A 24616-nucleotide genomic window follows, 5' to 3' on the forward strand; every position below is an offset into this window, starting at 1 on the left:
ACGTCCCTAGGAAACCCCGAACCACTCCTCGGCGAGGGCGTCCAGCGTCCGCGCCGAGGGCTTCAACTCCCGGAGGTACCACGGCAGGTTGCTGTAGACGTGGAGCAGCGTGTACGCCATCAGCAGGCGCGGGTCGACGGCGCGGCCGTAGGCGTCCAGCAGGTGGCCGAGCAGGTGCGGGTCGGCCCGGGTGGTGAAGAGGCCGACGGCGACCAGGTCGTAGGCCGGGTCGCCGATCATCGCGGGCTCGAAGTCGAGCAGGCCGGTGAGGCGCCAGCCGTCGGCGGGGTCGGTGAGCAGGTGCTCGCGCATGAACTCGGTGTGCAGCAGCGCGCGCCCGGGGGCGGTGGGGAGCGGGGCGGCGGCGAGGAAGTCCGGGATCTGCTCCAGCCACTCCTCGGCCAGCCCGCGCTCGCGCTGGCGGTCCACCGCGCCCGCCCGTTGGCGCGCGAGGAAGGCCGGCCAGTCGCCGGGCCCGAGGGTGTCGGCGAGCGGTTCGGGGTCGAGGGCGTGCAGGGCGGCGAGCGCCTCGCCGCAGCGGCGGGCGATCCGTTCGCGGTCGGGCCGCGGGATGCGCGGCCAGGCCGGGGCGAGGCCCTGCCCGGGCAGCCGGGACATCAGGAGGTAGCGCCAGCCGTTGGCGTCCTCGCCGGCCTGGTGGAGGGACGGGGTGGGGATCGGCAGGGCGCCGTCCAGCCGGGTGAGCACACGCTCCTCGACGATGCCGTCCCGGGCGCCGGCCGCCGGGAACAGCTTGAGTACGAGCGCGTCGCCGACCGCGTACACCGGGACGGAGCCCTCCGGGAAGCGCTCCAGGGGCAGGCCGGCGAGGCCCAGCCGGGCGCAGAGCGCCTCCGCGCCGGGGCGCATCACCGTCTCGTCGGGGACGACCGCGTCCCACTCCTCGTCCGTCAGCACCAAGGGCAGCACGGCGGCACCGTAAGCAGGCGGGCGCCCGTGGCGCAAAGGCTTTTCAGCGCCGGCTCCGGCGGTCAGCGCCCGCTCCGGCGGGTGCCGCAGGTCTCGACGGCCGGCGGGACCGGCTCGGGCCCGGTGTCCGGGTCGCGGGTGAGCAGGTAGCGGGCGCCGGGGCCGGCCTCGCCGGCGCGGTCGGCGGCGTTGTAGAGGGCGCAGCGGGTCAGCGAGAGGCAGCCGCAGCCGATGCAGCCGGTGAGCTTGGCCTTCAGCCGCTCCAGTTCGGCGATCTGCTCGTCGATCCGGCTCTGCCAGGACCCGGCGACCCGGTCCCACTCGGTGCCGCTGGGGGCCGGGCGTTCGGGGAGGCGGTCGAGGGCGACCCGGGCCTCGTCCAGGGAGAGGCCGACCCGCTGGGCGGCGCGGATGAAGGCGATCCGGCGCAGCGTGCCGCGGGTGTAGCGGCGCTGGCCGCCGGTGGTGCGGGTGGCCTGGATCAGGTCGAGGCTCTCGTAGTAGCGCAGCGCGGAGGGGGCGAGTCCGCTGCGGTCGGCGAGTTGGCCGATGGTGAGCAGGTCGGTGTGGTGCGGGCCGGGGGTCCGACGGCCGTCGGAATGGGCGGTCATGGGAGCCCACTGTAACCGCTTGACCTCAAGCTGGCTTTAAGTTGCACCATCGTGGTCATGACGACGAACGCGACTGCGGGCACCGCCACCGGGGCCCGGTTCGAGGACCTCTCGGCCCTGATGGGCCTGATGACCGGCGACGAGAAGCACGGCCCCGCCGCCACCTCCACCCTGGACGCGCTCTGGGTGCTGTACGACCGGGTGCTGAGGGTCACCCCCGCCACCGCCGAGGCCCAGGACCGGGACCGCTTCCTGCTCTCCAAGGGCCACGGCCCGATGGCCTACTACGCGGTGCTGGCGGCCAAGGGCTTCATCTCCCCGGAGGTGCTGCCGAGCTTCGGCGGCTACGACTCGCCGCTCGGCCACCACCCGGACCGCACGCTGGTCCCCGGCGTGGAGATCGCCTCCGGCTCGCTCGGGCACGGCCTGCCGCTGGCCGTCGGCACCGCGCTCGGGCTGCGGGCGCAGGGCCTGACCGACCCGGCGGTGTGGGTGCTGGTCGGCGACGCGGAGTTCGACGAGGGCTCCAACGCCGAGGCGGTGGCCTTCGCCGGGGCGTACGGACTGGACCGGCTGCACGTGGTGGTGATCGACAACTCCTCGGCCACGCACGGCTGGCAGGGCGGCCTCGCCCAGCGGTTCGCGGCCGAGGGCTGGTCGACCGCGACGGTGGACGGCCGCGACCACGAGGCGCTGCACCGCGCCTACACCGCCGAGCACCCGGGCCGCCCGCACGTGGTGGTCGCCCGGGTCGAGCCCAAGGACTCCTGAGCGGGCGGCCCGCCCCCGCCGGACCCGACCACCGACCACCCCTGCAACGAAAGGCACTTCACCGATGGACACCATGCGCGACCGCTTCGTGGACGTCACCACCCGCCTGCTGGACGAGGACCCCCGGCTGGCCGTGGTGCTCGCCGACATCACCGCGGCCGCCTTCGCCCCGGCCCAGGAGCGCCACCCCGACCGGGTCGTCAACGTCGGCATCCGCGAGCAGCTGCTGGTCGGCGCGGCCGGCGGCCTGGCCCTCACCGGGATGCGCCCGATCGCCCACACCTTCGCCAGCTTCCTGATCGAGCGGCCCTTCGAGCAGGTCAAGCTGGACCTCGTCCACCAGGGCGTCGGCGCCGTGCTGGTGAGCGCGGCGGGCTCGTACGACTGGCCGGCCGGCGGCCGTACCCACATGTCCCCGGGCGACGTCGCCCTGCTGGACACCCTGCCGGACTGGACGGTCCACGTCCCCGGCCACCCGGACGAGGCCGAGCGGCTGCTGCGCCACGCCTACGCGGACGGCGACCGCAACGTCTACGTGCGGCTCTCGGGGCACCAGAACGCGGCCGCGGTGCCGGTCGAGCCGGGCCGCTTCGCCACCGTCCGGACGGGCTCGCGCGGCGTGGTGCTCGCCGTCGGGCCGATGCTGGACGCGGTGCTCGCGGCCACCGGGGGCCTGGACGTCACCGTGCTGTACGCGGCGACGGTGCGCCCCTTCGACGCCGCCGGGCTGCGCGCGGCGCTGGGCGACCGGGCGGACGTGGTGCTGGTCGAGCCGTACCTGGCGGGCACCTCCGCCAACGAGGCGCACGAGGCGCTCGCCGACCGCCCGCACCGGGTGCTGGGCCTGGGCGTGCCGCGCGAGGAGCACCGGCACTACGGCTCGATCGAGGAGCACCTGGCCGCCTACGGCCTGGACGCCCCGTCGCTGCGGGAGCGGATCGGCACCTTCCTCTGGTAGCCGGCCGGGTGAGCCGGTCAGGTCAGCACGATCGCCACCGCGTCCGCCGCCACCCGCACCGCCGTCCCCTCCAGTTCCGCCGCCCCGAAGGCCGCGACCACCTCGCGCCCGGCGGCCCCCAGCGGCAGCGCGGCCTCCCGCGGCCCGAGGTTGACGGCGATCCGGTACGGCCCCCGGTGCACCACCAGCAGGCCCGCCGCCTCGTCGTACGTCACCCGCACCGCGCCGAGGTCGGGGTCGGACAGTTCCGGTCGCTCGCGCCGCAGCCGGATCAACGTCCGGTACCAGGCGAGGAGTTCGCTGTGCGGGGCGCGCCGGAGCTCCGTCCAGTCGAGGACCGAGCGCAGTACGGTGGCGGGTTCCTGCGGGTCGGGGACGGCCTCGGCGGCCCAGCCGTGCTCGGCGAACTCCCGCCGCCGGCCCTGTCGGACGGCCTCGGCGAGGTCCGGGTCGGTGTGGTCGGTGAAGTACTGCCAGGGGGTGGCGGCGCCCCACTCCTCGCCCATGAAGAGCATCGGGGTGAACGGCGAGGTGAGCACCAGGGCCGCGCCGCAGGCGAGCCGGCCGGGGGAGAGGCCGGCCGAGACGCGGTCGCCGAGCGCCCGGTTGCCGATCTGGTCGTGGGTCTGGAGGTAGCCGAGCAGCCGGTGGCCCGCGTCGAGCGGGGTGAACGGGCGCCCGTGGGTACGGCCGCGGAAGGAGGACCAGGTGCCGTCGTGGAAGAACCCCCGGGTGAGCGTCCGGGCGAGGGCGGCGAGCGGCTCGCGGGCGAAGTCCCGGTAGTAGCCGTGGGATTCGCCGGTGAGCGCGCAGTGCAGGGCGTGGTGGAAGTCGTCGCTCCACTGGGCGGTGAGGCCCTGCCCGCCCGCCTCGCGCGGGGTGGTGGTGGCCGGGGTGTTGCGGTCGGACTCGGCGACCAGGAACAGCGGCCGGTTGGTGGCGACCGCCAACGTCCCGACCTCGGTGGAGAGTTCCTCCAGGAAGTGGACGGCCCGGTCGTCCGCGAGGGCGTGCACGGCGTCCAGCCGCAGCCCGTCGATCCGGTAGTCGCGCAGCCAGGCCAGCGCGCTGCCGATCAGGTAGGCGCGCACCTCGTCCGAGCCGGGCGCGTCCAGGTTGACCGCCGCGCCCCACGGGGTGTGGTGCCGGTCGGTGAAGTACGGCCCGTACGCGGGAAGGTAGTTGCCCGACGGGCCGAGGTGGTTGTGGACGACGTCCAGCACCACCCCGAGGCCCTTGCGGTGGGCGGCGTCCACGAAGCGCTTGAGCCCCTCGGGCCCGCCGTAGGGCTCGTGGACGGCCCAGAGCGAGACCCCGTCGTAGCCCCAGCCGTGCTTGCCGGGGAACGGGCAGACCGGCATCAGCTCGACGAAGTCCACCCCCAACTCGACCAGGTGGTCCAGGTGTTCGGCGGCGGCCTCGAAGGTGCCGCGGGGGGTGAAGGTGCCCACGTGCAGCTCGTACAGCACCGCGCCGGGCAGTGCCCGGCCGTGCCAGCCGGTCCGCGACCAGCGGAACCCGGCGTGGTCCACGGCGCGGCTGGGCCCGTCCGGGCCGTACGGCTGCCGGGCCGAGCGCGGATCGGGCAGCGGCGGGCCGTCGTCCAGCCGGAAGGCGTAGTCGCCCGCCGGGGCCTCGCCGGACCACCAGCCGTCCCGGTCCGGGCAGCGGGCCAACTCGTGTGCCGTACCGTCGACTTCGACCCGTACCCGGGTGGCGGCGCGGGGCGCCCACACCTGGTAGACCGGCATCAGCCCCTCCTCGTCAGCAGCGCCACCGGCAGCGCCGTCAGCAGCTCCGCGACCGGCACCGCGCCCGCCGGGAAGCCCCGCCCGGTCAGCTCGTCCGTCCACGGCCCGCCCGCCGGCAGCTCCAGCACGGTGTCGCGCCAGCCGCCGGCCCGCTCCAGCCCGTACGGCAGCCGGGTGACGGCGGTGACCACGTCCGCGCCCCGGGCGAAGGCCAGCAGGTGGTCGGCGGCCGGGCCGGCGGCGGGCAGCGGGCGGTAGGAGCCGAGCGGCCGGGAGCGGCGCAGGTGCAGCGCGGTGGCGGTGAGGTGCAGCTTCTCCCGGGCGAGGTCGCCGGGGCGCGGCGCGGCCGCGTCGGTGAGCCGCACGGCCAGCGCGCCGAGGTCCACCACGCCCCGGTTGTCCGGGTCCACCAGGGTGTACAGCGGCTCCTCGCCGCCCTGGTAGAGGTCCGGCACGCCCGGCACGGTGAGGTGCAGCAGCGCGGCGGCCAGGGTGTTGGCGCGGGCGTACGGGGCGAGGGCGTGCACGGCGCCCTCGACCCGGGGGAGCAGCCCGGGGTTGCCGTGGACGGAGCGGGCGCGCTGCTCCAGGGCCCGCTCGTAGCGGGGGTCGGGGGTGGTCCAGGAGGTGTGCAGCTTGGCCTCGCGGACGGCCTTGAGCAGGGCGGCGACCAGCCGGTTCGGGTCGATCGGCCAGGCGGCGACCAGGGTGTGCCAGAGCAGCCAGTCGGCGTCCCGGTCGAGGCCGGGCGCGGCGGGGCCCGCGGCGGTGGACCAGGCGTCGACCTCGGCGGCCCAGGCGTCCGGCCGCTCGGCGAGCACGGCGAGCCGGGCCCGGGCGTCGGCGCTGCGCTTGGTGTCGTGGGTGGAGAGCACCGTCATGCCGTGCGGCCAGGTGCGTTCCTGGGCGCGGCACCAGTCGTGGAACTCCGCCGGGTGCAGTCCGGGCCGGGCCGGCTCGCCGCCGACCTCGTTGAGGCCGGGCAGGGCGTTCCAGCGGTAGAAGGCGGTGTCCTCGACGCCCTTGGCGGCCACCGCGGCGGCGGTCTGGGCGAAGCGCGCGCAGAACTCGTCCTTGTCCGCGCCGCGGCCCAGCTCCCCGAGCGCGAGCGCGGCCACCAGCCGGTCGGTCGGGTCGGCGGAGCCGTCCAGGGCGGCCCGCAGCTGCCGCGCCGAGGCGGCCGGGACGGCCTCGCCGGGCCGGGCGTACGGCCGGTACGCCGGGTAGCCGGTGAGCAGCCGGCCGAGCGCCGCGCGCAGCTGCCCCGGCGCGTGGTCGGCGTGCGCGGGCTCGGCGGCGCCGATCCGCAGCGCGATCCGGACCAGCCGCTCGACCTCGGCGGCGAGTTCGCCGTCCGGCCCGGTCATGTCGGCCCGCCCGCGGCGGGCCTCGGCGACCGCGGGGTGCGGGTCCGCGCAGAGGTCCCGGACCGGGCCGCCGTGCAGGAAGGACTCGTACGCCCCGGCCAGCCGGCAGGCGCCCGCGTGGTCGAGGAGCACGCCGTCGATCCGGCGCAGCGCGTCGTAGCCGGTGGTGCCGGCCACCGGCCAGTCCTCGGGCAGCCGCTCCTCGCCGGTGAGGATCTTCTCGACCACCACGTACGCCCCGCCGGTGGCGTCGGCCAGGCGCCGCAGGTAGCCGCGCGGGTCGGCGAGCCCGTCGGGGTGGTCGATCCGGAAGCCGTCCAGGACGCCGTCGGCGTGCAGGGCGAGCAGGACGGCGTGGGTGGCGGCGAACACCTCCGGGTCCTCGGCGCGCAGCGCGATCAGCTCGTTGACGGTGAAGAAGCGCCGGTAGTTGAGCTCGGTGCGGGCCAGGCGCCACCAGGCGAGCCGGTACCACTGGCGGGCGAGCAGCTCCTCCAGCGGGAGCCCGGCGGTGCCGGGGCGCAGCGGCAGCTCGTGCTCGTGGTAGCGCAGGGTGTCGCCGTCCACGGTGAGCCGGTCCAGCACGGCGCCGAGCCGGTCGCCGAGCAGCGGCAGCAGCACCCGTCCGCGCCCGGGGGCGTCGGCGGGGCCCGGCTGGGCGGTCCAGTCGATGTCGAACCAGTGCGCGTACGGCGAGTCGGGCCCGTCGCGCAGCACCTGCCACAGCGGCCGGTTGAGCCGTTCGGGGGCGGGCACGGCCATGTGGTTGGGCACCACGTCGGCGATCAGCCGCAGGCCGTGGCGGTGCGCCTCGGCGGCCAGCGCGCGCAGCGCCGGTTCGCCGCCGAGCTGCTCGCTGATCCGGGTGTGGTCGACGGTGTCGTAGCCGTGGGTGGAGCCGGGGACGGCCTCCAGCAGCGGGGAGAGGTGCAGGTGGGAGACGCCGAGGGCGGCCAGGTAGGGGACGGCGGCGGTGGCGTCGCGGAGGGTGAAGCCGGGCTGGAGCTGGAGGCGGTACGACGACGAGGGGACGGCGGCGGCCGGGCGGGGCTGCGCGGGCTCGGCGGCGGGGGTCATAGCTCCATAGGTACCCGGGGGAGGCCGCCGCCAAGACCCGCTGCTGACCCGAACAGGTGACCGCCCCGGCCGTCCGACGGCGCCGCGCGCCCCCGTACGAGCCGGTCCGGCGCCGCCGTCACCGTGCTACGCGGGCCGTTGCAGCACCATCAGCGAGCGGTCGGTGAGCCAGAGGGAGTCCCCGGCCTTGACCCGGGCGCCCGTCCCCGGGGCGGGCAGCCGGGACCGGGCGGTGTCGACCACGACCTGCCACTCCTGCCCGTGGCCGGCGGGCACGGTGAACTCCAGCGGCTCGAAGTGGGCGTTGAACAGCAGCAGGAAGGAGTCGTCGACGATCCGCCCGCCGCGCCGGTCCGGCTCGGAGATCGCGTAGCCGTTGAGGAAGACGGTCAGCGACTTGGCGTAGCTGGCGCCCCAGTTGCGCTTGGTCATCTCCTCGCCGGCCGGGGTGAACCAGGCGATGTCGGTGAGGTCGTCGAACCCGCCGACGGCCGGCCCGCCCGGGCCTCGCGCGCCCGGGCCGTGCCCGCCCCGGCCCGGTACGGCGGAGGCGGGCCCGGCCGCCCCCGGCCGCCCGGACACCGGCCGGCCGTGGAAGAACCGCCGCCGCCGGAACACCGGGTGGTCGCGGCGCAGCCAGATCATCCCCTGGGTGAACTCCAGCAGCCGCGCCTGCGGCCCGTCGTCCTCCGGCCAGTGCACCCAGGTGAGCTCGTTGTCCTGGCAGTAGGCGTTGTTGTTGCCCAGCTGGGTGCGGCCGAGCTCGTCGCCGTGCGAGAGCATCGGCACGCCCTGGGAGAGCATCAGGGTGGCGATGAGGTTGCGCTGCTGGCGCGCCCGCAGCTCCTCGACGGCCGGGTCGGCGGAGGGGCCCTCGACGCCGCAGTTCCAGGAGCGGTTGAAGGACTCGCCGTCCCGGTTCTCCTCGCCGTTGGCCTGGTTGTGCTTCTCGTTGTACGAGACCAGGTCGCGCAGGGTGAAACCGTCGTGGCAGGTCACGAAGTTGATCGAGGCGATCGGCCGGCGGCCGTCGTCCTGGTAGAGGTCGGAGGAGCCGGTGAGCCGGGAGCCGAACTCGGCGAGGGCGGCGGTCTCGCCGCGCCACAGGTCCCGCACGGTGTCCCGGTACATGCCGTTCCACTCCGTCCACAGCGGGGGGAAGTTGCCCACCTGGTAGCCGCCCTCGCCGAGGTCCCAGGGCTCGGCGATCAGCTTGGCCTGGGAGACCACCGGGTCCTGCTGGACCAGGTCGAAGAAGGAGGAGAGCCGGTCCACCTCGTGGAACTGCCGGGCGAGGGTGGCGGCGAGGTCGAAGCGGAAGCCGTCGACGTGCATCTCGGTGACCCAGTAGCGCAGCGAGTCCATGATCAGCTGGAGCACGTGCGGGCTGCGCATCAGCAGGCTGTTGCCGGTGCCGGTGGTGTCCTCGTAGAAGCGCTGGTCCCGGGCGAGGCGGTAGTAGGAGACGTTGTCCAGGCCGCGCAGCGACAGTGTCGGCCCCAGGTGGTTGCCCTCGGCGGTGTGGTTGTAGACGACGTCCAGGATCACCTCGATCCCGGCCGCGTGCAGCGCCTTGACCATGGACTTGAACTCCTGCACCTGCTGGCCGCGGTCGCCGGTGGAGGAGTAGGAGGAGTGCGGGGCGAAGAAGCCGACGGTGTTGTAGCCCCAGTAGTTGGCCAGGCCCAGGTCCCGCAGCCGGTGGTCGCGGACGAACTGGTGCACCGGCATCAGCTCGATCGCGGTGACGCCGAGCTTGGCCAGGTGCTCGATCACCGCCGGGTGGGCCAGGCCCGCGTACGTCCCGCGGATCTCCTCGGGGATGCCGGGGTGCAGCCGGGTGAGGCCCTTGACGTGGGCCTCGTAGATGACGGTGCGGTGGTAGTCGGTGCGCGGCGGGCGGTCGGTGCCCCAGTCGAAGTACGGGTTGATGACCACCGAGTGCATGGTGTGCGGGGCGGAGTCCAGGTCGTTGCGGCGCTCGGGGGCGCCGAAGTGGTAGCCGTAGACCGACTCGTCCCAGTCGATGTGCCCGCTCATCGCCTTGGCGTACGGGTCCAGGAGCAGCTTGGCGCTGTTGTGCCGCTGGCCCAGGCCCGGGTTGTACGGGCCGTGCACGCGGAAGCCGTAGCGCTGGCCGGGCTGGATGCCCGGGAGGTAGGCGTGCCGGACGAAGGCGTCCGTCTCGCGCAGCTCGACGGCCGTCTCGGAGCCGTCCTCGGCGATCAGGCACAGCTCGATCCGGTCGGCGCTCTCGGAGAACACCGCGAAGTTGACGCCGGCCCCGTCGTAGGTGGCGCCGAGCGGGTAGGGAGTACCGGGCCAGACCTGCATGACTCCTCAACTTCCTTGCTGCCGACGGAAACTGACGTGTAGTCCGATGAATGGCCCAGCCGTCTGCCCGGACCCGGACGCTCTCTTCCCGGCCGGACGGCCGGGCATGTGCGCAAGCGTGCGCCGTGACGCACGGCACAGTCGCCGTGACGCGCGGCACAGCGCATACTCCCCGAGCCCTCCCCCGGCGTCCGGGAGATCCGGCCCGGGTTGGGCCGAACGAGCGCCCGTCGGGCATTCGTGTGAAGAGTGCTCCCGGTGGTGCGGGAGAGCCCCCGGGCATCCGGCTGCGGGCGGCTCGCGACGGGCAGTACCCTTGATCGTCCGGCCGCCTGGGCCGACTCCCGACAGCCCGTCAACGGTCCCCGCGCCCGCGGGGGTCGGTGCGGCGACCAGATGAGGTGGCGCATGGTGTTCCCCGCCGGCGGCCGCGGCACCGGGCCCGACGGGCCCGGCCGGGGCGCGGCCCGCAGCGAGGCGCCCACGGTGGTCATGCGCCCCACCCTGACCGGCCGGGCCCTGGTGCCCGCCCAGAGCGGCCCCGTCGAGATACCCGCCCTGGCCTGGTCGGCCGCCGAGTGGGAGGACGCCTACCAGCGGGTCCGGCTGTCCGGCCGCGCCTACGTCTGGCTCAACCTGGTCGAACAGCGGCTGCGCGCCCTCGTCGACGAGGTGCTGCACCCGATCTACGCCCCCGCCCACGGCGAGGACTGGGTCACCGCCGCCGCCGGCCCGGCCGGCGAGGAGTGGGCGCACCGGGCCGGCGCCGTGCGCGAGGTCAGCCGCCGCAAGGGCTACCTGCTCGACCCCGCCGACGACGACCCGCTGGTCTTCCTCACCCTGCCCCAGCTGCGCGAACTGATGGTGCAGCACTGGCCCTGCTTCGAGCCGTACCTCGCCGACCGGCGCGAGATCGAACTGGCGCTGGACGAACTGGAGGTGGCCCGGCACGTCGTCTCCCGCAACCGGGTGCTCACCCAGACCGTGCTGGCCCAGACCGAACGCGCCGCCGCCCGGCTGCTGGCCGTGCTGGACGGCGGCGCCGGCGGGGTGCCCGCCGACGTCGTCGAGTCCCTGGTGGCCGGCCGGTACGCGGACGTCGTCGCCGTCCACGCCGACCGGGTCCGGCTCCAGCGCGACCTGCCCGTCGAGGACCTGCTGGACGGCGCCCGGCGCCTGGACGCGCTCGGCATCGGCCTCGGCATGCTCTGCCAGAACTACACCGGCAAGCGACTGGTGCGGCTGGCCGGCGAAGGCTGCCGGGTCCGGCTGCTCTTCCTCAACCCGGCGAGCAGCGCCGTCCGCCGCCGCGAACGCGAACTCGGCCTCGGGCGCAGCGAGTTGTCCCGCTCCATCGAGATGAACATCATGCACGTACGGCGGGTCCGGGCCCGGCTGCGGGACCAGGGCGGCTTCGAGATCCGGGTCTTCGACGAGACCCCGCGCTTCACCGCCTACCTGGTCGAGGGCCCCCGCACGCCCGGCCAGGCGGGCGGCCGCCGCCAGGGCCGCGACCTCGGCGTCATCCAGCCCTACCTGCGCCGCGCCCGCGGCATGGAGTCCCCGGCCCTGGTGCTGCGCGGCGGCGCCGGCCAGCAGCTCGGCGGCACCGAGCCCGGGCTGCTGGAGGTCTACCGCGAGGAGTTCGAGGGCATCTGGGCCGACTCCCGGTCCGTCTCCTAGGCCGGTTGGTCGGGGCGGCGGCGCGGCTGCCAGACTGCGGGCCGTGAACAGCGACCCCGCCTGGAGCCTGCGCCCCGCCACCCCCGACGACCTCGAACCCGTCACGGACCTCAAGGCCCGGGTCATGCGCGCCGACCTGGAACGCCTCGGCCGCTGGGACCCGGCCCGCTCCCGCGAGCGGGTGCGGGCGTCCTTCTCGACCAGGTACACCTCCGTACTCCTGGTCGACCGGGCCTTCGCGGGCTGCGTCACCGTCCGCCCCGACGAGCGGGGCGGACGCCACCTGGAACTGTTCTACCTGGCCCCGCACCTCCAGGGCCGGGGCCTGGGCACCGCCGTCCTGCGCCACCTCCTCGCCGAGGCCGACGCCGCCGGAGAACCGTTTCGCCTCGTCGTCCTCCGCGGCAGCGCCGCCCAGCGGCTGTACGAACGCCACGGCTTCACCGTCGTCCACGAGGACCCGGTCGACGTCCACCTGCACCGCCCCGTCGGCGGGACCGGAGTCCGCGAAGCCGAAGCCCGCGCCGAAGTCCACGTCGGGGCACGGCGGCTGACGGCGTAACCGACGGCGTAGCTGACGGCATAACTGGCGGCATAACGATTCCCCCAAACGCCCTGGTCAGGGCCGTGACCCCCGTGGTAGGTGTAGCCCCCGTGAAGATCACGGGGGAGAGCGGGGCCGTACTGCGCCTCGACGACGTACACCGCACCTACGGAACCGGGCCGGAGGCCGTACGGGCACTCAGAGGGGTGGACGTCGAGTTCGCCCGCGGCGGCTTCACCGCCGTCATGGGCCCCTCCGGCTCCGGCAAGAGCACCCTGCTCCAGTGCTGCGCCGGCCTCGACCGGCCCGACAGCGGCCGGGTCACCCTGGACGGGACCGACCTCTCCGGGATGGGCGAGACCGAACTGACGGTGCTGCGCCGCGAACGGATCGGCTTCGTCTTCCAGGCCTTCAACCTGGTCGGCTCGCTCACCGCCGAACAGAACGTCGGCCTGCCGCTGCGGCTGGCCGGCCGCCGACCCGACCCCGCGCAGGTGCGCCGGGCCCTCGCCCAGGTCGGCCTCGGCGAGCGCACCGGACACCTGCCCTCCCAGCTCTCCGGCGGCCAGCAGCAGCGCGTCGCCATCGCCCGCGCCCTGATCACCCGGCCCCGGATGCTGTTCGCCGACGAGCCGACCGGCGCCCTCGACTCCGCCAGCAGCCGGGACGTCCTCGCCCTGCTGCGCGACCTCGTCGACCGCGAGGGCCAGAGCACCGTCATGGTCACCCACGACCCCGTCGCCGCCGGCTACGCCGACCGCGTCCTCTTCCTCGCCGACGGCCGGATCGTCGACGACCTGCCCCACCCCACCGCCCAGCAGGTCGCCGAGCGGATGACCGCCCTGGAGACGGCGGCATGACCTCACCGCTCACCCTGCTGCCCGTCGCCGCCGCGAGCCTGCGCCGCCGCAAGGCCGCCTTCGCCGGCTCCTACGTCGCCCTCACCCTCGGCGTCCTGCTCGTCGCCACCACCGGCAGCCTGCTGAACGAGACCGCCGGCGACGACTCCCCGCTCGGCGCGCCCTCCCTGCACAAGGTGCTCCAGTTCACCGCCGCGATGGCCGCCTTCGTCGCGGTCTTCGTCGTCGCCGGAACCTTCGCCTTCGCCGTCGCCCAGCGCCGCCAGGAGATCGCGATGCTGCGCGCCGTCGGCGCCACACCGCGGCAGATCGTCCAGCTGATCACCGGCGAGGCCGCCGTCGTCGCCCTCGCCGCCGCCCTCAGCGGCTGCCTGCTCTCACTGCCCGGCGCCCCCGCCCTCGCCGCCTGGCTGGCCGCCCGCGGCGCCGCCCCCGACGGGTTCACCGCGCGCCCCGCCGCCGGGCCGATGCTGCTCGCCGCCGCCGTCGGCCTGCTCGTCGCCCTGCTCGGCGCCGTCACCGCCGCCCTGCGGGCCGGCCGGGTGCGCGCCGTCGAGGCGCTCGGCGACGCCGCCGCCGACCGCCGGGTCATGACCCCGCTGCGCTGGACCGGCGCGCTGCTCGGCCTGACCGCCCTGGCCGCCACCGTCGGCTACTACCTGGCCGCGCCCACCCTGCCCGCCGCCCCCGGCGACCAGCCCGCCGACCCGCAACTCGCCTCCCAGTGGGTCCTCGGCGCCGACCTGCTCGCCATCACCGCGCTCGCCCTGTTCGCACCGGCCGTCGTCCCGCCGCTGCTGCGGCTGCTCAGCGCCCCGCTCACCCGGGCCGTCGCCGCCGCCCCGCTGCTCGCCCGGCAGAACGCCCTCACCGCCGTGCGCCGCACCGTCTCCACCGCCACCCCGGCCTTCCTCACCATCGCGCTCACCGGCACCGTGATCGGCTCCACCGCCGCCTTCGCCGACGCCATGACCGCCCAGAACCGGGCCACCACCGCCGCCCGGTACGTGCTGCGCCCCGGCGCCGCCCCGCTGCCCGCCGACGCCGCCCGCCGGCTCACCGCCGCCCGGCCCGACCTGCACGCCACCGCCACCACCGCCACCGTGGTCACCGGCCTCGGCGCCGCCACCGCCGCCTTCGACGACCACGGCGAGGACTCGCCCGCGAGCGTGCCCTCCGCCGCCACCGTCGTCGACGGCGACCTCGCCACCGCCTGGACCCTGCCCGCCGTCGACGGCAGCGCCGCCGACCTGCACGGCGCCACCCTCGCCGCCTCCACCGACCAGGCCCGCGGCCACGGCTGGAAGCTCGGCGACCAGGTCAACCTGCGCCTCGCCGACGGCACCGTCACCAGCCTGCGGCTCGCCCTGGTCTACCGCACCCAGCTCGGCTTGGACGAGGTCCTGCTCAGCGGCGAGGCCGCCGCCGGCCACCTCGCCGACGCCCGCCCCGCCGCCGTCCACCTCGACGCCGAACCGGCCGACCGGCTCGGCGGCACCCTCACCGACGCCCGCGACCCCGGACCCGACCCCGGCGCCCACTACGCCTGGATCGCCACCACCACGATCCTCGGGCCCGCCCTGCTCTACGCGCTGATCGCCATCGTCAACACCATGGTGATGAGCACCGCCGACCGCCGCCGCGACTTCGCCGTCCTGCGGCTGGCCGGGACGGTGCGCCGCCAGGTGACGTGGATGGTCGCACTGGAGGCCGTCCTGGTCGTCGCCACCGCCGCCCTGCTCGCCCTCGCCGTCACCGCGCTCACCCAGTACGGCACCACCGCGCTGCTCAACCACCGCGTCCTGGCCGGCCAGGCCGCCGTCCCCCTCCGCCTGCCCTGGACCCCGCTCGCCGCGAGCACCCTCCTGTGCCTGCTGCTCGCCGTCGCCTCCAGCGTCCTCCCCACCCGCCTCGCCCTCCCCACCCGGCCCCCGGCCCGGTAGCGCGTGCCTCCCGTCACGCCCGGCCGGGTCGGGCGTGACGGGCTGTCAGTACGTCCACGGGTTCAGCACGGTCGCACCGGTCCGCGCCAGGTGCTTGACGTTGCGGCTGACGAGCGTCCAGCCGTTCGCGATGGCCGTGGCCGCGATCAGCGCGTCGGGCGGATCGATGGTGGCCCCGAGGCTCTTGAGTCGACGGTGAACGGAGAGGTATGCGGCGGCCTCCCGCTCTCCGATGACGGCGATCCGCCCCTCGTACTCCGCCCGGAGGCCGTCGAGGACCCGTCCGAGAGCGGCCTGACGCACCGGGTCGGAGACGGCTCTGACGCCTGCCTCGATCTCCGCGACGGTGATGACGCTGAGGGAGTGCTCGGTGGCCGGGACGGACCGGGCCCATGCGATGACGGCGGGGGCCGGCTTCGGCCGCGTGGTGATTTCGGCGACCACGTTCGTGTCCAGCAGATAGGTCACTCGGGGTCGCCCTCGTCGTCGTAGGAGCGCGCCCCGAACTCCAGCCCGTCGAAGGGCGTCGTCAGGAGGAAGTCCAGGAAGCCGTCGGTGCCCAGCGTCGCCCAGCGGTGCAGCATCGCGGGAAGCGCGTCGATGTCGGTGTCGGCGAGCTCGGCGTCGAAGTGTTCGACCTGGTCCTCGGGCAGTGACCCGCGGATCTCTCTGATGGTCCGCAGCGGATGGGGCTCGTCGTGCCGGTGAGGGGGCACGGGCAGGTTCGGGGCGGTACTCATGGTCGGCTCCTTCGTGCGGGTCCGAGGGACAGCGTAGGGCGACCGGGTCCATGATCGGGCTCCCCGCGGGACGGGTTGTCGGTGGGGCGGGTGATGATAGGGGCTGTTTCGAGAGGCAGGACGGAAGGACACACCTGATGAGCTGGTGGCAGCAGCCACTGGTCGGCTTCGACCTGGAGACCACGGGCACCGACCCGGCCGTGGACCGCATCGTCACGGCCGCGCTCGTGGACACCGTCGGGGCCGCCCGGGTGGACGCCGCGCACTGGCTGATCGACCCGGGGGTGCCGATACCCGCCGAGGCGGAGGCGATCCACGGGATCGGGGACGAGGTGGCGCGGAGCAAGGGCAGGCCGGCGAAGGAGGCGGTGGAGGAGATAGCCGCCGCGCTGTGCGAGCGGATCGCCGCCGGGCGGCCGGTCGTGGCGTTCAACGCGCCGTTCGACCTGTCGCTGCTCGACGCCGAGCTGCGCCGGCACGGGCTGGCGACGCTCGCCGAGCGCCTGGGGCGGCCGGTCGGGCCGGTGCTGGACGCGCTGGTGATCGACCGGGCCGTGGACAAGTACCGCAAGGGCTCGCGCACCCTGCAACGGGTCTGCGAGCTGTACGGGGTGGAGCTGACGGACGCCCACGAGGCGGGCAGCGACGCGCTGGCCGCCGTCCGGGTCGCCGTCGCGCTGGCCGGGCGCTACCCGGCCGAGGTGGGGGCGGTGCCGCTCGCGGAGCTGCACCGCCGGCAGATCGACTGGTACCGGCAGTGGGCCGAGGGCCTCCAGGCCTGGCTGCGCCGCGGCAAGGACCCGCAGGCGGTGGTCGACCCGCGCTGGCCCGCCCGGTGAGGCCCGCCGGCCGCGTCCCCGACCTCACGGGACGGAACACCTAGGCCCGCGGTCGGACACCCTCCGGCGGGGGCACGATGGCGGCCTCGGCGGTGTCCGGCGCGAGCGGGTCGTAGCGGACGGTCATGAGCTGCCCGACCCTCGGCGCGAGGTAGGCCTGGATGCGGATCGCGCAGACCAGGCTGCGCTGGACGCCGTCGGGGGTGGTGTAGCCGACGGTGAGCCGGAACTGGGGCTGGGCGTAGCCGCTGGGCTCGCCGGGTTGGACGGCGGTGACGGTGCCGGCGGTGCTCACCCCGTGGGCGGCGAGCCGGTCGGCGACCGTCCGGGCGGCGCGGTACGCGCGGTGCTGCGCGCGGAGCCGGGACTCGGAGTGGACGACCAGCGGCAGGGTGAGCGCCGCCAGGATCACGAGGGCGGGCAGGGCGGGCCGGTACGGTCCGCCGGGGCCGAAGGCCGCGCCGAGCGGCCCGAGCAGCAGGGCGAGGAAGAGCACGCCGCCGGGGGGAAGCCGGTTCGGGGCCCCGGCTCCGGGGGAGCGGCCGACCCGGCCCGCCGCCAGCATGCCGGTCAGCCAGCAGAACAGGGCGCCGGCCCAGTACGCCTGGGTGGCGGCCGAGCCGAGGCAGAGCTGCTGGGTGCAGGTCTCCGGCTCCCGGTAGGCGACCACCCCGGCCGCGAACAGCCGGCCGGCCAGCGCGCACAGCGCCAGCAGGAGCAGCGCCGCGACCGCCCGGCCGAAGCCCAGGCGCGGTTCCAGGTAAGGGAGTTGCTTGCTCGACGGGGGACCGGCAGTCATGCCCGGAGGCTAGTGCGACGGCCGGGGCGGGCGGTACGCGCGCCCGCCGTCCGGTCGGTGAACGAGGGGGAAACTCCGCGGCGGCGGGCCCCGACGGCCCTACGCGGCAGGGAAGTCGAAGGTGTAGCCCTGGGCGACCAGCCAGGGCAGCAGCTGCTTGAGCGCGGCCACGGTCTGGCCGCGGTCGCCGCCCCCGTCGTGCATCAGGACCACGCCGCCGGGCTTGAGCTGCTTCTGCACGGCCGAGACGATCGCCGGCGTCCCCGGGCGGGCCCAGTCGCGCGGGTCGACGGACCAGCCGAGCGAGGACATCCCGAGGCTCGCGGTGATGTGCTCGTTGTCGGCGTTGAAGCCGCCGCCCGGGGCGCGGAACCAGCCGACCTCGGTGCCGGGGCCGCCCGCCTGGAGGATCATGTTCCGGGCGGCGGTGATCTCGTACGCGGCCTTGTCGTGGGGGAGCTTGGCGAAGGGCTGCGGGTGGTGGACGCTGTGGTCGCAGAGCCGGTGCCCGGCGGCCAGGATCCGCTTGACCATGGCGGGGTTGGCGGCGGCGTTCTGGCCGATCTGGCAGAAGGTGGCCTTGGCGTGGTACTGGGCCAGCAGGTCGAGGATCTGGCCGGTGGCGGGGCCGGGGCCGTCGTCGAAGGTGAGCGCGACGGTGCGCCCGCCGGAGGCGGTGGAGCCGATCACGGTGCCCGCCCCGGTGTGCGGGGGCGGCGCGGCGGGCGAGGACGGGTCGGCGGCCGGTGCGGTCGGGGTGGCCGGTGCGGTGGGCGTGGCGGAGAGGGGGGTGCCGGTGGCCGCGGTCGGGTGCGGCTTGGCCGGCGCCGACGGGGAGGAGGGGGAGGCAGGGGAGGCGGCCGGGGAGCCCGCGCCCGGCGGTACGGCGTCGGAGCCGGGGGTCGGCGTGAGGGCGGTCGCCGCCGTCCCGCTCGGCCGGGCGTCGGCCGGGGACGGCGTCCCGGAGGTCGCCGCCGCGCTCGGCGGCTGGAGCGCCCCGCTGGCGGTCCCGCACGCGGCCAGCCCCAGGGCGGCGGCCACCGCGGCACAGCCCGCGAGCAGCCGGCGCCGGGATCGGGACAGTCGGTTCGGGGCGGAGGGGCGGCGGGCGGTCCGGTGCATGGCGGCGGCTCCTGAGGTGCGAGTACGGTGCCGATCTCTCGGGTCAGGATGACTGTCCGATAGGACGCCGATCGTACGTGCACCGGTTGCCGACCGGACCGAACCGCCGTAAGAGTCTTCTCACACTCGCCCCGGTGGCGGCCCCGCGCCGCCGCGGGTACCGGAGGCGCCCTTCAGAACGGGTACCAGCGCACCTCGGTGGCCCCGTCCCGCAGCGAGTCGACCCGGCGCCGGAACTCCTTCAGCGCGGCCGGGTTGCTGGCCGCCTGCTGCGCCACCCAGGAGGCGCTGGCGGTCTCCCGGGCGCCGCGCAGCACCGTGAAGCCCGGCCACTCGCGCACGTCCCAGCCGTACGCCTCGGTGAACGCGCGGTACTCCTCGGCGGGCACGCCGTACCGGTCCTGGCTGAGCGCGAGGACCACCAGGTCGTGCTCGCGCAGGTCGTTCGCCATGAACTCCAGGTCGAGCAGCACCGGCCCGTCCGGGCCGACGTGGATGTTGCGCGGCAGCGCGTCGCCGTGGATCACCCCGGGGTGCAGCCGCGGGACGAGGTCGGGCAGGGCGGCCTCGAAGGCGTTGCGGCGGTGGCGCAGGAAGGCGACGTCCGTCGGGTCGACGTGGCCCTCGGCGGAGGCCAGCCAGCGCTCGACCGGGGCCAGCAGGTCGCGCCGGCCGAGGGTGAAGGGCGGCGGCGGCAGCTGGTGCAGGGCGCGCAGCAGCGGGGCGAGGTCGACCGGGCGGGCGGGCCGGACGGCGGGCGCGAGCCGGTGCCAGAAGGTGACGGGGTGGCCGTCGGCCAGCTGCGGCTCGGGCGCCACCGCGTCGTACGGGCGGACCACCGGCACGTCCTGGCCGGCCAGCCAGTGGGCGAGCGCCAGCTCCCGGTGCGCCCGGTCGTACAGCTCGGGACCGCGGCCGACCTTGGCGACCACGGCCGGGTCGCCGAGGTCGAAGACGGCGTTCTCGCCGAGCGCGAGCAGTGTGGCCCCGTCGGGGGCGGCCAGCCCGGCCGACTCGCAGGCCTGGGCGAGGAGCAGCCGGGCGCGGCCCTCGTCGAAGGGGATCATGACTGGGGTTCCCATTCCGCCGACGTTCATCCGGGGGACCCCGGACGGTGATCATCATGACGCACGGACGCCGGGCCCCGCGCGCTGCGGGGCCCGGCACCGGACGCGTCGGGCGGGTGGGACAAGCCGGACGGGTCGGACAGCCCGGACGGGTCGGGGAGGCCGGGGAGGCTCAGACCCCGGCCCGGCGGTGGCGGGCCCCCTCCGCCGGCCCGGCCGACTGGGTGGGCAGGCCCCGGTCGGCGCCGGCCGGCGGGACGGGCTCGCCGTGGGAGAGGTCCGGCAGCCAGTTCAGCCAGCGCGGCAGGTACCAGTTGCGGTCGCCCAGCAGGGTCATCACCGAGGGCAGCAGCACCCCGCGGATCACCGTGGCGTCGATCAGCACCGCGACCGCGAGGCCGACGCCCATCTGCTTCATCACCTGCATGGACAGCGAGCCGAAGACCGAGAACACCGCCACCATGATCACCGCGGCGCTGGTGACCACCCCGGCCGTGGAGCGGATGCCGTCGGCGATCGCGGCCCGGGTCGGCAGGCCGCGGTCGTGGCCCTCCTTGATCCGGGAGACCACGAACACGTGGTAGTCCATCGAGAGCCCGAAGAGGATCACGAAGAGGAACAGCGGCACCCAGGACTCCACCGCGCCGACCCCGGCGGTGCCCAGCAGCGAGGCGCCCACGCCGTGCTGGAAGACCAGCGTCAGCACCCCGTACGCGGCGCCGACCGAGAGCAGGTTGAGCACCACGGCGGTGGCCGCGACGACCGGGGAGCGGAAGGTGGTGAGCATCAGCAGGAAGGCGAGGGCGACCACGAAGCCGAAGACCAGCGGCATCGAGTCGCCCATCTTCCGGTTGAAGTCGTACGACCCGGCGGTGTCGCCGGTGACCGGGGCCTCGGTGCCGGGCACCGTGAGGACGGTGGCGGGCACCAGCTCCTCGCGCAGGGCCCTCAGGGCGTCGTTGCTGGTGGCGTCGTTGCCGGTGCCGTTGAGCGGGATGTCGACGGTGGCGACGTTCCTGTCGGCGTGCACCGTGACCTCCACCGGTCCGTGCATCCGCCCGCTCGCCAGGGCCTTCGCCTTGAGGTCGGCGATCGCGGCGGTCATCGCGGGGGAGTCGATGTCGGCGGCCTTGATCACGACGGTGGCGGGGGCGGGGCTGCCGGGGAAGGCGGCCTCGATCTTCTGCGAGGCGGCGACCAGGGCGTTGCCCGCGGGCAGCTGCTGCTGGAAGGTCAGCTTGGCGGTGTGCATGGTGAGCAGCGGCGCGGCCAGGGCCAGCAGGAAGGCGCCGGCGAGCAGGGTGGCGGCCAGCGGGCGGCGCAGCACCGGGGTCAGCACCGCGTTCCAGAACCGTCCGCCGGTCCGCGCGGCGTCCGGGCGGCGCAGCTTGGCGAGGAACGGCACCCGGCCCTTCTCGACCCGGTCGCCGAGCATCGACAGCAGCGCCGGCAGCACGGTGAGCGAGCCGAGCACGGCGGTGATCACGACCAGGATGGTGGCGAAGGCCATCGCCTTGAAGGTGGCGATCCCGGTGAGGAACATCCCGGCCATGGCGACCACCACGGTGACGCCGGAGACCAGCACCGCCCGGCCGCTGGTGGCGGCGGCCACGGCCAGCGCGGTGGCGGCGTCGCGCCCGGCGGCCCGCTCCTCGCGTTCGCGGCGCAGGTAGAAGAGGCAGTAGTCGACGCCGACGGCGAGGCCGACCAGCAGCATCACCGAGGAGGCGTCGCCGCTGGTGTGCAGGAAGCCGCTGCCGAGCGCGACCAGTCCGGCGGCCGCGACGAAGGCGGTGAGCGCGAGCACCACCGGCAGCACGGCGGCGACCAGCGCGCCGAAGGCGACCAGCAGGATGCCGAGGGCGAGCGGCACGGCCGTCCACTCGGCGCGCGCGAAGTCGTTCCCGACCTGGTCCCGCATCCACTTGCCGGAGCTGGCGTCGCCGAGCTGGACGACGGTGAGGTCCGGGTGCTGCTTCTGCACACCGGCCACCGCGTCCAGCACCGGCTGGACCTGGTCGGCGGCCTCGGTGCGGTCGCCCTTGAGGGTCAGCGTCACCAGTGCGGAGTGGCCGTCGGCGGAGACCGCCTTGGTGTCGTACGGCGAGCGGGCCTCGGCGGCCCGGCCGGTGCCGTTCACGGCGGCGAGCACCTGGCCGACGGCGGTGCGGAACTCCGCGTCGTCGGCGGTGCGGGTGGCGCTCTGGACCAGGACGGTCTCGCCGGCCGGGCTCTTCAGCCCGGCCTCGTCGAGGATCCGCGCGGCCCGGGAGACCTGTCCGGGGACCGACTCGGCGTCGGTGATCCTGACGCTGCCGTGGGCGGAGCCGAGCGCGGCGGCCAGGACGACGAAGAGCAGCCAGCCGAACACGGCGGTCTTGCGGTGCCGGGCGCTCCAGGCGCCCATCGCGGCCGCCAGGCCGAGTCTGGACTTCACGGGCTTCACGGTGGTTTCCCCCCTGGGAGAGCGGCGGTCGTCGCCGGACGGGAGCGGCGGGGGCCCTGGGTCGGGGGACCGCCGCTCTGGGGTGCGCCGGCTGCGCTCCGGCGTCCCGATCGACAGTAGGGAAGCCGGTCCTGACGGGTAATCCGGCTGGCGGGTGGCCGTTTCCTGGTGCTTCCTTCGGGGCCCGGGTGGGGTTTTCCCTACCCTCCGACCCCGAGATCTCCTCCTGGGGGGTAGGGGATGCTCCTCCACCCTGAGGGGGAGATGACTCCACCCGGAGCACGAGGTCAGGAGGGGTGCGTCCGGGAGAGACTGGGCCGGGGCCGCTTCGGGCGGCCCGACGGGGGTTGAAGCACACGGGGGCTCCTTGCCGGGCGGCAAGCAAGTGCTCGTAGGATGATGCCCCAAACCTACTTACCTGCCGACCGGCAAGGGAGTGCCCTCGGCACTCCCCGCGCCGGTCCTGCCGTCGCCCAGCGTCCCGTCCCCCAAGGGCTGCGGTGAACCATGCCCAGGAGGCACACGAGCATGTTCCACCGACTAGGACAATTCGTCGTACGCCGTGCGTGGTGGGTGATCGCCGCATGGGTCGTCGCGATGATCGCCATCGTCGCGTCGGCGCCGAAGGTCACCTCGCAGACGGACGAGTCCGCGTTCCTGCCCAAGCACTACGAGTCCATCCAGGCGGCGCAGCTCCAGGGACAGGCCTTCCCGTCCAGCTTCACTCCCTCCGCGCTGCTGCTCTTCGAGCGCAACGACGGTCAGGCGCTCAACGACGGCGACCAGGCCACGATGGACAAGGTCGTCAAGGGCCTCACCGACGCGCACATCCCCGCCGTCGAGATGATCCTGCCCGTCGACCCCAAGGCCTCGAAGTCCAAGGACGGCAAGTACGCGCTGTCCATGGTCGGCATCGACAAGACCAAGATGCAGACCACGGAGTTCACCGACGCCGCGAAGAAGCTCCGCAGCGAGGGTTCCAAGCTCGCCGACGGCTCCGGACTGAAGTTCCAGGTCGGCGGCCAGGCCGCGAGCAGCCTGGACCAGCAGGACGCCTCCGGCGCCACCGACGCCATCGTGATGCTCGGCAGCCTGCTGCTCGTCATCCTGATCGTCGGCGTCATCTTCCGCAGCATCCTGGCCGGCATCCTGCCGGTCATCCTCTCGCTGGCCATCGCCATGCCGGTGTCCAACGGCCTGATCGCCCACGCGATCGACATATTCGACCTCAAGTCCTCCCCGATGACCTCGGCGATCCTGATCATCGTGGTCCTCGGCGTCGGCACCGACTACTTCCTCTTCCTGGCCTTCCGCTACCGCGAGCGGCTGCGCCTGGGCGAGGACCGCAAGACGGCCGTGGCCAACGCCGTCGGCCGGGTCGGCGAGGCGATCGCCTCCGCCGCCGGTGCCGTCGCCGTCGCCTTCGCCGTGCTGGTCCTCTCCAGCCTGGGCATGTTCACCGCGCTCGGCCCGGCGCTGGCCATCGCGGTCGTCGCGACCGCTCTGGTCTCGCTGACCCTGGCTCCCGCCGTGCTCGCCGTCATCCCGTCCAGGGGCGTGTTCTGGCCGGGCAAGAAGTGGATGCAGGAGCCGAAGAACGCCCGCTTCGCCGCGCTGGGCCGGATCACCGGCAAGAAGCCCGGCCTGGTCGCCCTGGCCTCGGGCGGTGTCCTGGTGGTGCTGGCCCTGGCCGGCATCAACTACAACGGCACCTACGACCTGGCCGGCAGCTCGATGCCCAAGGGCAAGGAGTCGATGGTCGTCCAGGACAAGCTGATGACCGCCTTCTCGGCCGGTGCCACCGACCCGAGCCACGTCTACCTGACCAGCACCAACGGCGCCAAGCTCAGCGACTCGGCGATCAAGGACTTCGCCGGGAAGCTCCAGGGCGTCCCCGGGGTGGCCAGCGTCGTCGCGCCGTCCACCGGGGCCAAGACGGTCAACGCCGACGGCACCACCGGTGACTTCACCGTCCTGCTCAACGACGCGCCGGCCTCCAACAAGGCCATCGACACCATCGAGAAGGTCCGGGACACCGCCCACGCGTCGGCCCCGGACGGCAGCAAGGCCCTGGTCGGCGGCATCACCGCGGTGTACAAGGACATCAACACCGCGATGGTGCACGACTACACGCTGGTCTTCCCGATCGCGGCCCTGCTCATCATGATCATCCTGGGCCTCCAGCTGCGCAGCGTGGTCGCGCCCTGGTACCTGATGGCCTCGGTCGGCCTCGGCTTCGGCGCCACCCTCGGTGCCACCACCCTGCTGTTCCAGAACGTCAAGGGCGAGCCCGGCCTGATGTTCATGCTGCCGATCTTCATCTACCTCTTCGTGGTGGCGATCGGCACGGACTACAACATCCTGATCATCGCCCGCCTCCGCGAGGAGGCCCGCGAGGGCCGCAGCCCGCGCGAAGCGGCCAGCGAGGCCGTCAAGCACGGCGGCCCGACCGTCGCGGCGGCCGGCTTCATCCTGGCAGCGTCGTTCGCGACCTTCATGCTCGCGGGCAACGTCCTCTTCATGGAGCTCGGCTTCTCGCTGGCCTTCGGCATCGTGCTGGCGGCCTTCGTGATGGCGATGTTCTTCACCCCGGCGCTCACCGCGCTGCTCGGCCACCGCGCCTGGTGGCCCGGCCACGCGGACGCCCCGGGCCACGGCCACGGCCACGGTCACGGCGAGGGCCCGGCCCCGGTGGCCGGCGCCCACGGGATGCCGGAGCCGGCCGGCCGGCGCTGAGCCGACCGGGTCGGTGCGAACGGTGCCCTGACCCGGCC

General features: G+C 74.8%; 19 protein-coding genes. 8 read left to right on the plus strand and 11 right to left on the minus strand.

What is annotated here, in order from left to right; all coding sequences use genetic code 11:
• Positions 1–6 precede the first annotated feature (6 nt).
• Both ACWDCZ_RS16570 and soxR read right to left on the minus strand, forming a co-directional pair.
• A complete protein-coding gene (locus ACWDCZ_RS16570) occupies positions 7–930 on the minus strand; it encodes a phosphotransferase family protein (protein WP_449816248.1) in 924 nt (307 codons plus the stop codon).
• Positions 931–992: 62 nt separating this feature from the next.
• Positions 993–1541 carry a redox-sensitive transcriptional activator SoxR gene (gene soxR / locus ACWDCZ_RS16575; protein WP_074000993.1) on the minus strand — a complete coding sequence of 183 codons (549 nt, stop codon included), beginning with the start codon at positions 1539–1541 and terminating at the stop codon, positions 993–995.
• 57 nt (positions 1542–1598) lie between these two features.
• On the opposite strand from soxR, the gene ACWDCZ_RS16580 reads away from it, so the two are divergent.
• Both ACWDCZ_RS16580 and ACWDCZ_RS16585 read left to right on the plus strand, forming a co-directional pair.
• Positions 1599–2312: a thiamine pyrophosphate-dependent enzyme gene (locus ACWDCZ_RS16580; protein ID WP_049654931.1), complete on the plus strand. Its 714-nt coding sequence runs from the start codon at positions 1599–1601 to the stop codon at positions 2310–2312.
• A 64-nt stretch (positions 2313–2376) separates the two neighbouring features.
• Positions 2377–3270, plus strand: coding sequence for a transketolase family protein (locus ACWDCZ_RS16585; protein ID WP_387966472.1), 894 nt, complete (start codon positions 2377–2379; stop codon positions 3268–3270).
• 17 nt (positions 3271–3287) lie between these two features.
• On the opposite strand, the gene treZ is transcribed toward ACWDCZ_RS16585, so the two are convergent.
• From treZ to glgX, 3 genes are all read right to left on the minus strand, one after another.
• A complete protein-coding gene (treZ, locus tag ACWDCZ_RS16590) occupies positions 3288–5021 on the minus strand; it encodes a malto-oligosyltrehalose trehalohydrolase (RefSeq protein ID WP_449816249.1) in 1734 nt (577 codons plus the stop codon).
• Complete coding sequence (gene treY, locus ACWDCZ_RS16595) at positions 5021–7465, minus strand: malto-oligosyltrehalose synthase (protein ID WP_449816250.1); 2445 nt, start codon at positions 7463–7465, stop codon at positions 5021–5023. The genes treZ and treY overlap by 1 nt, the downstream gene beginning before the upstream one ends.
• A 126-nt stretch (positions 7466–7591) precedes the next feature.
• Positions 7592–9799, minus strand: a complete 2208-nt coding sequence (gene glgX, locus ACWDCZ_RS16600; RefSeq protein WP_117487364.1) for a glycogen debranching protein GlgX — start codon at positions 9797–9799, stop codon at positions 7592–7594.
• Between the two features lie 408 nt (positions 9800–10207).
• On the opposite strand from glgX, the gene ACWDCZ_RS16605 reads away from it, so the two are divergent.
• The 4 genes from ACWDCZ_RS16605 (at position 10208) to ACWDCZ_RS16620 (ending at position 14829) form a co-directional block, all read left to right on the plus strand.
• The gene (locus tag ACWDCZ_RS16605) at positions 10208–11482 is read left to right on the plus strand and encodes an SAV2148 family HEPN domain-containing protein (RefSeq protein ID WP_449816251.1); all 1275 of its coding nucleotides are present in this window, start codon (positions 10208–10210) and stop codon (positions 11480–11482) included.
• A 43-nt stretch (positions 11483–11525) separates the two neighbouring features.
• On the plus strand, positions 11526–12044 hold the full coding sequence (locus tag ACWDCZ_RS16610; RefSeq protein WP_449816252.1) for a GNAT family N-acetyltransferase: 519 nt from the start codon (positions 11526–11528) through the stop codon (positions 12042–12044).
• Between the two features lie 98 nt (positions 12045–12142).
• A complete protein-coding gene (locus ACWDCZ_RS16615; protein ID WP_449816258.1) occupies positions 12143–12886 on the plus strand; it encodes an ABC transporter ATP-binding protein in 744 nt (247 codons plus the stop codon).
• A complete protein-coding gene (locus ACWDCZ_RS16620; protein ID WP_449816253.1) occupies positions 12883–14829 on the plus strand; it encodes an FtsX-like permease family protein in 1947 nt (648 codons plus the stop codon). The genes ACWDCZ_RS16615 and ACWDCZ_RS16620 overlap by 4 nt, the downstream gene beginning before the upstream one ends.
• A 45-nt stretch (positions 14830–14874) precedes the next feature.
• Here the strand turns inward: ACWDCZ_RS16620 and ACWDCZ_RS16625 are convergent, their stop codons facing one another.
• Positions 14875–15297 carry a type II toxin-antitoxin system VapC family toxin gene (locus ACWDCZ_RS16625; protein ID WP_049659493.1) on the minus strand — a complete coding sequence of 141 codons (423 nt, stop codon included), beginning with the start codon at positions 15295–15297 and terminating at the stop codon, positions 14875–14877.
• Complete coding sequence (locus ACWDCZ_RS16630; RefSeq protein WP_375873928.1) at positions 15294–15569, minus strand: hypothetical protein; 276 nt, start codon at positions 15567–15569, stop codon at positions 15294–15296. The genes ACWDCZ_RS16625 and ACWDCZ_RS16630 overlap by 4 nt, the downstream gene beginning before the upstream one ends.
• Before the next feature lie 137 nt (positions 15570–15706).
• Here ACWDCZ_RS16630 and ACWDCZ_RS16635 point away from each other — a divergent pair, with 137 nt between their 5' ends.
• Positions 15707–16408 (plus strand): exonuclease domain-containing protein, encoded by a 702-nt coding sequence (locus ACWDCZ_RS16635; protein WP_049659490.1) that lies wholly within the window; start codon positions 15707–15709, stop codon positions 16406–16408.
• 40 nt (positions 16409–16448) lie between these two features.
• On the opposite strand, the gene ACWDCZ_RS16640 is transcribed toward ACWDCZ_RS16635, so the two are convergent.
• The 4 genes from ACWDCZ_RS16640 to ACWDCZ_RS16655 form a co-directional block, all read right to left on the minus strand.
• Positions 16449–17207, minus strand: a complete 759-nt coding sequence (locus tag ACWDCZ_RS16640; protein WP_416873506.1) for a DUF3592 domain-containing protein — start codon at positions 17205–17207, stop codon at positions 16449–16451.
• Positions 17208–17306: 99 nt separating this feature from the next.
• On the minus strand, positions 17307–18329 hold the full coding sequence (locus tag ACWDCZ_RS16645) for a polysaccharide deacetylase family protein (RefSeq protein ID WP_449816254.1): 1023 nt from the start codon (positions 18327–18329) through the stop codon (positions 17307–17309).
• Positions 18330–18502: 173 nt separating this feature from the next.
• Positions 18503–19411: a phosphotransferase enzyme family protein gene (locus ACWDCZ_RS16650; protein WP_449816255.1), complete on the minus strand. Its 909-nt coding sequence runs from the start codon at positions 19409–19411 to the stop codon at positions 18503–18505.
• A 157-nt stretch (positions 19412–19568) separates the two neighbouring features.
• Positions 19569–21803, minus strand: coding sequence for an MMPL family transporter (locus ACWDCZ_RS16655; RefSeq protein ID WP_449816259.1), 2235 nt, complete (start codon positions 21801–21803; stop codon positions 19569–19571).
• 636 nt (positions 21804–22439) lie between these two features.
• Between ACWDCZ_RS16655 and ACWDCZ_RS16660 the strand changes: the two genes are divergently transcribed.
• Positions 22440–24578, plus strand: coding sequence for an MMPL family transporter (locus ACWDCZ_RS16660; RefSeq protein WP_449816256.1), 2139 nt, complete (start codon positions 22440–22442; stop codon positions 24576–24578).
• The last annotated feature ends 38 nt before the right edge of the window (positions 24579–24616 follow it).

The sequence above is a fragment of the Kitasatospora sp. NPDC001225 genome (genome assembly GCF_053597855.1).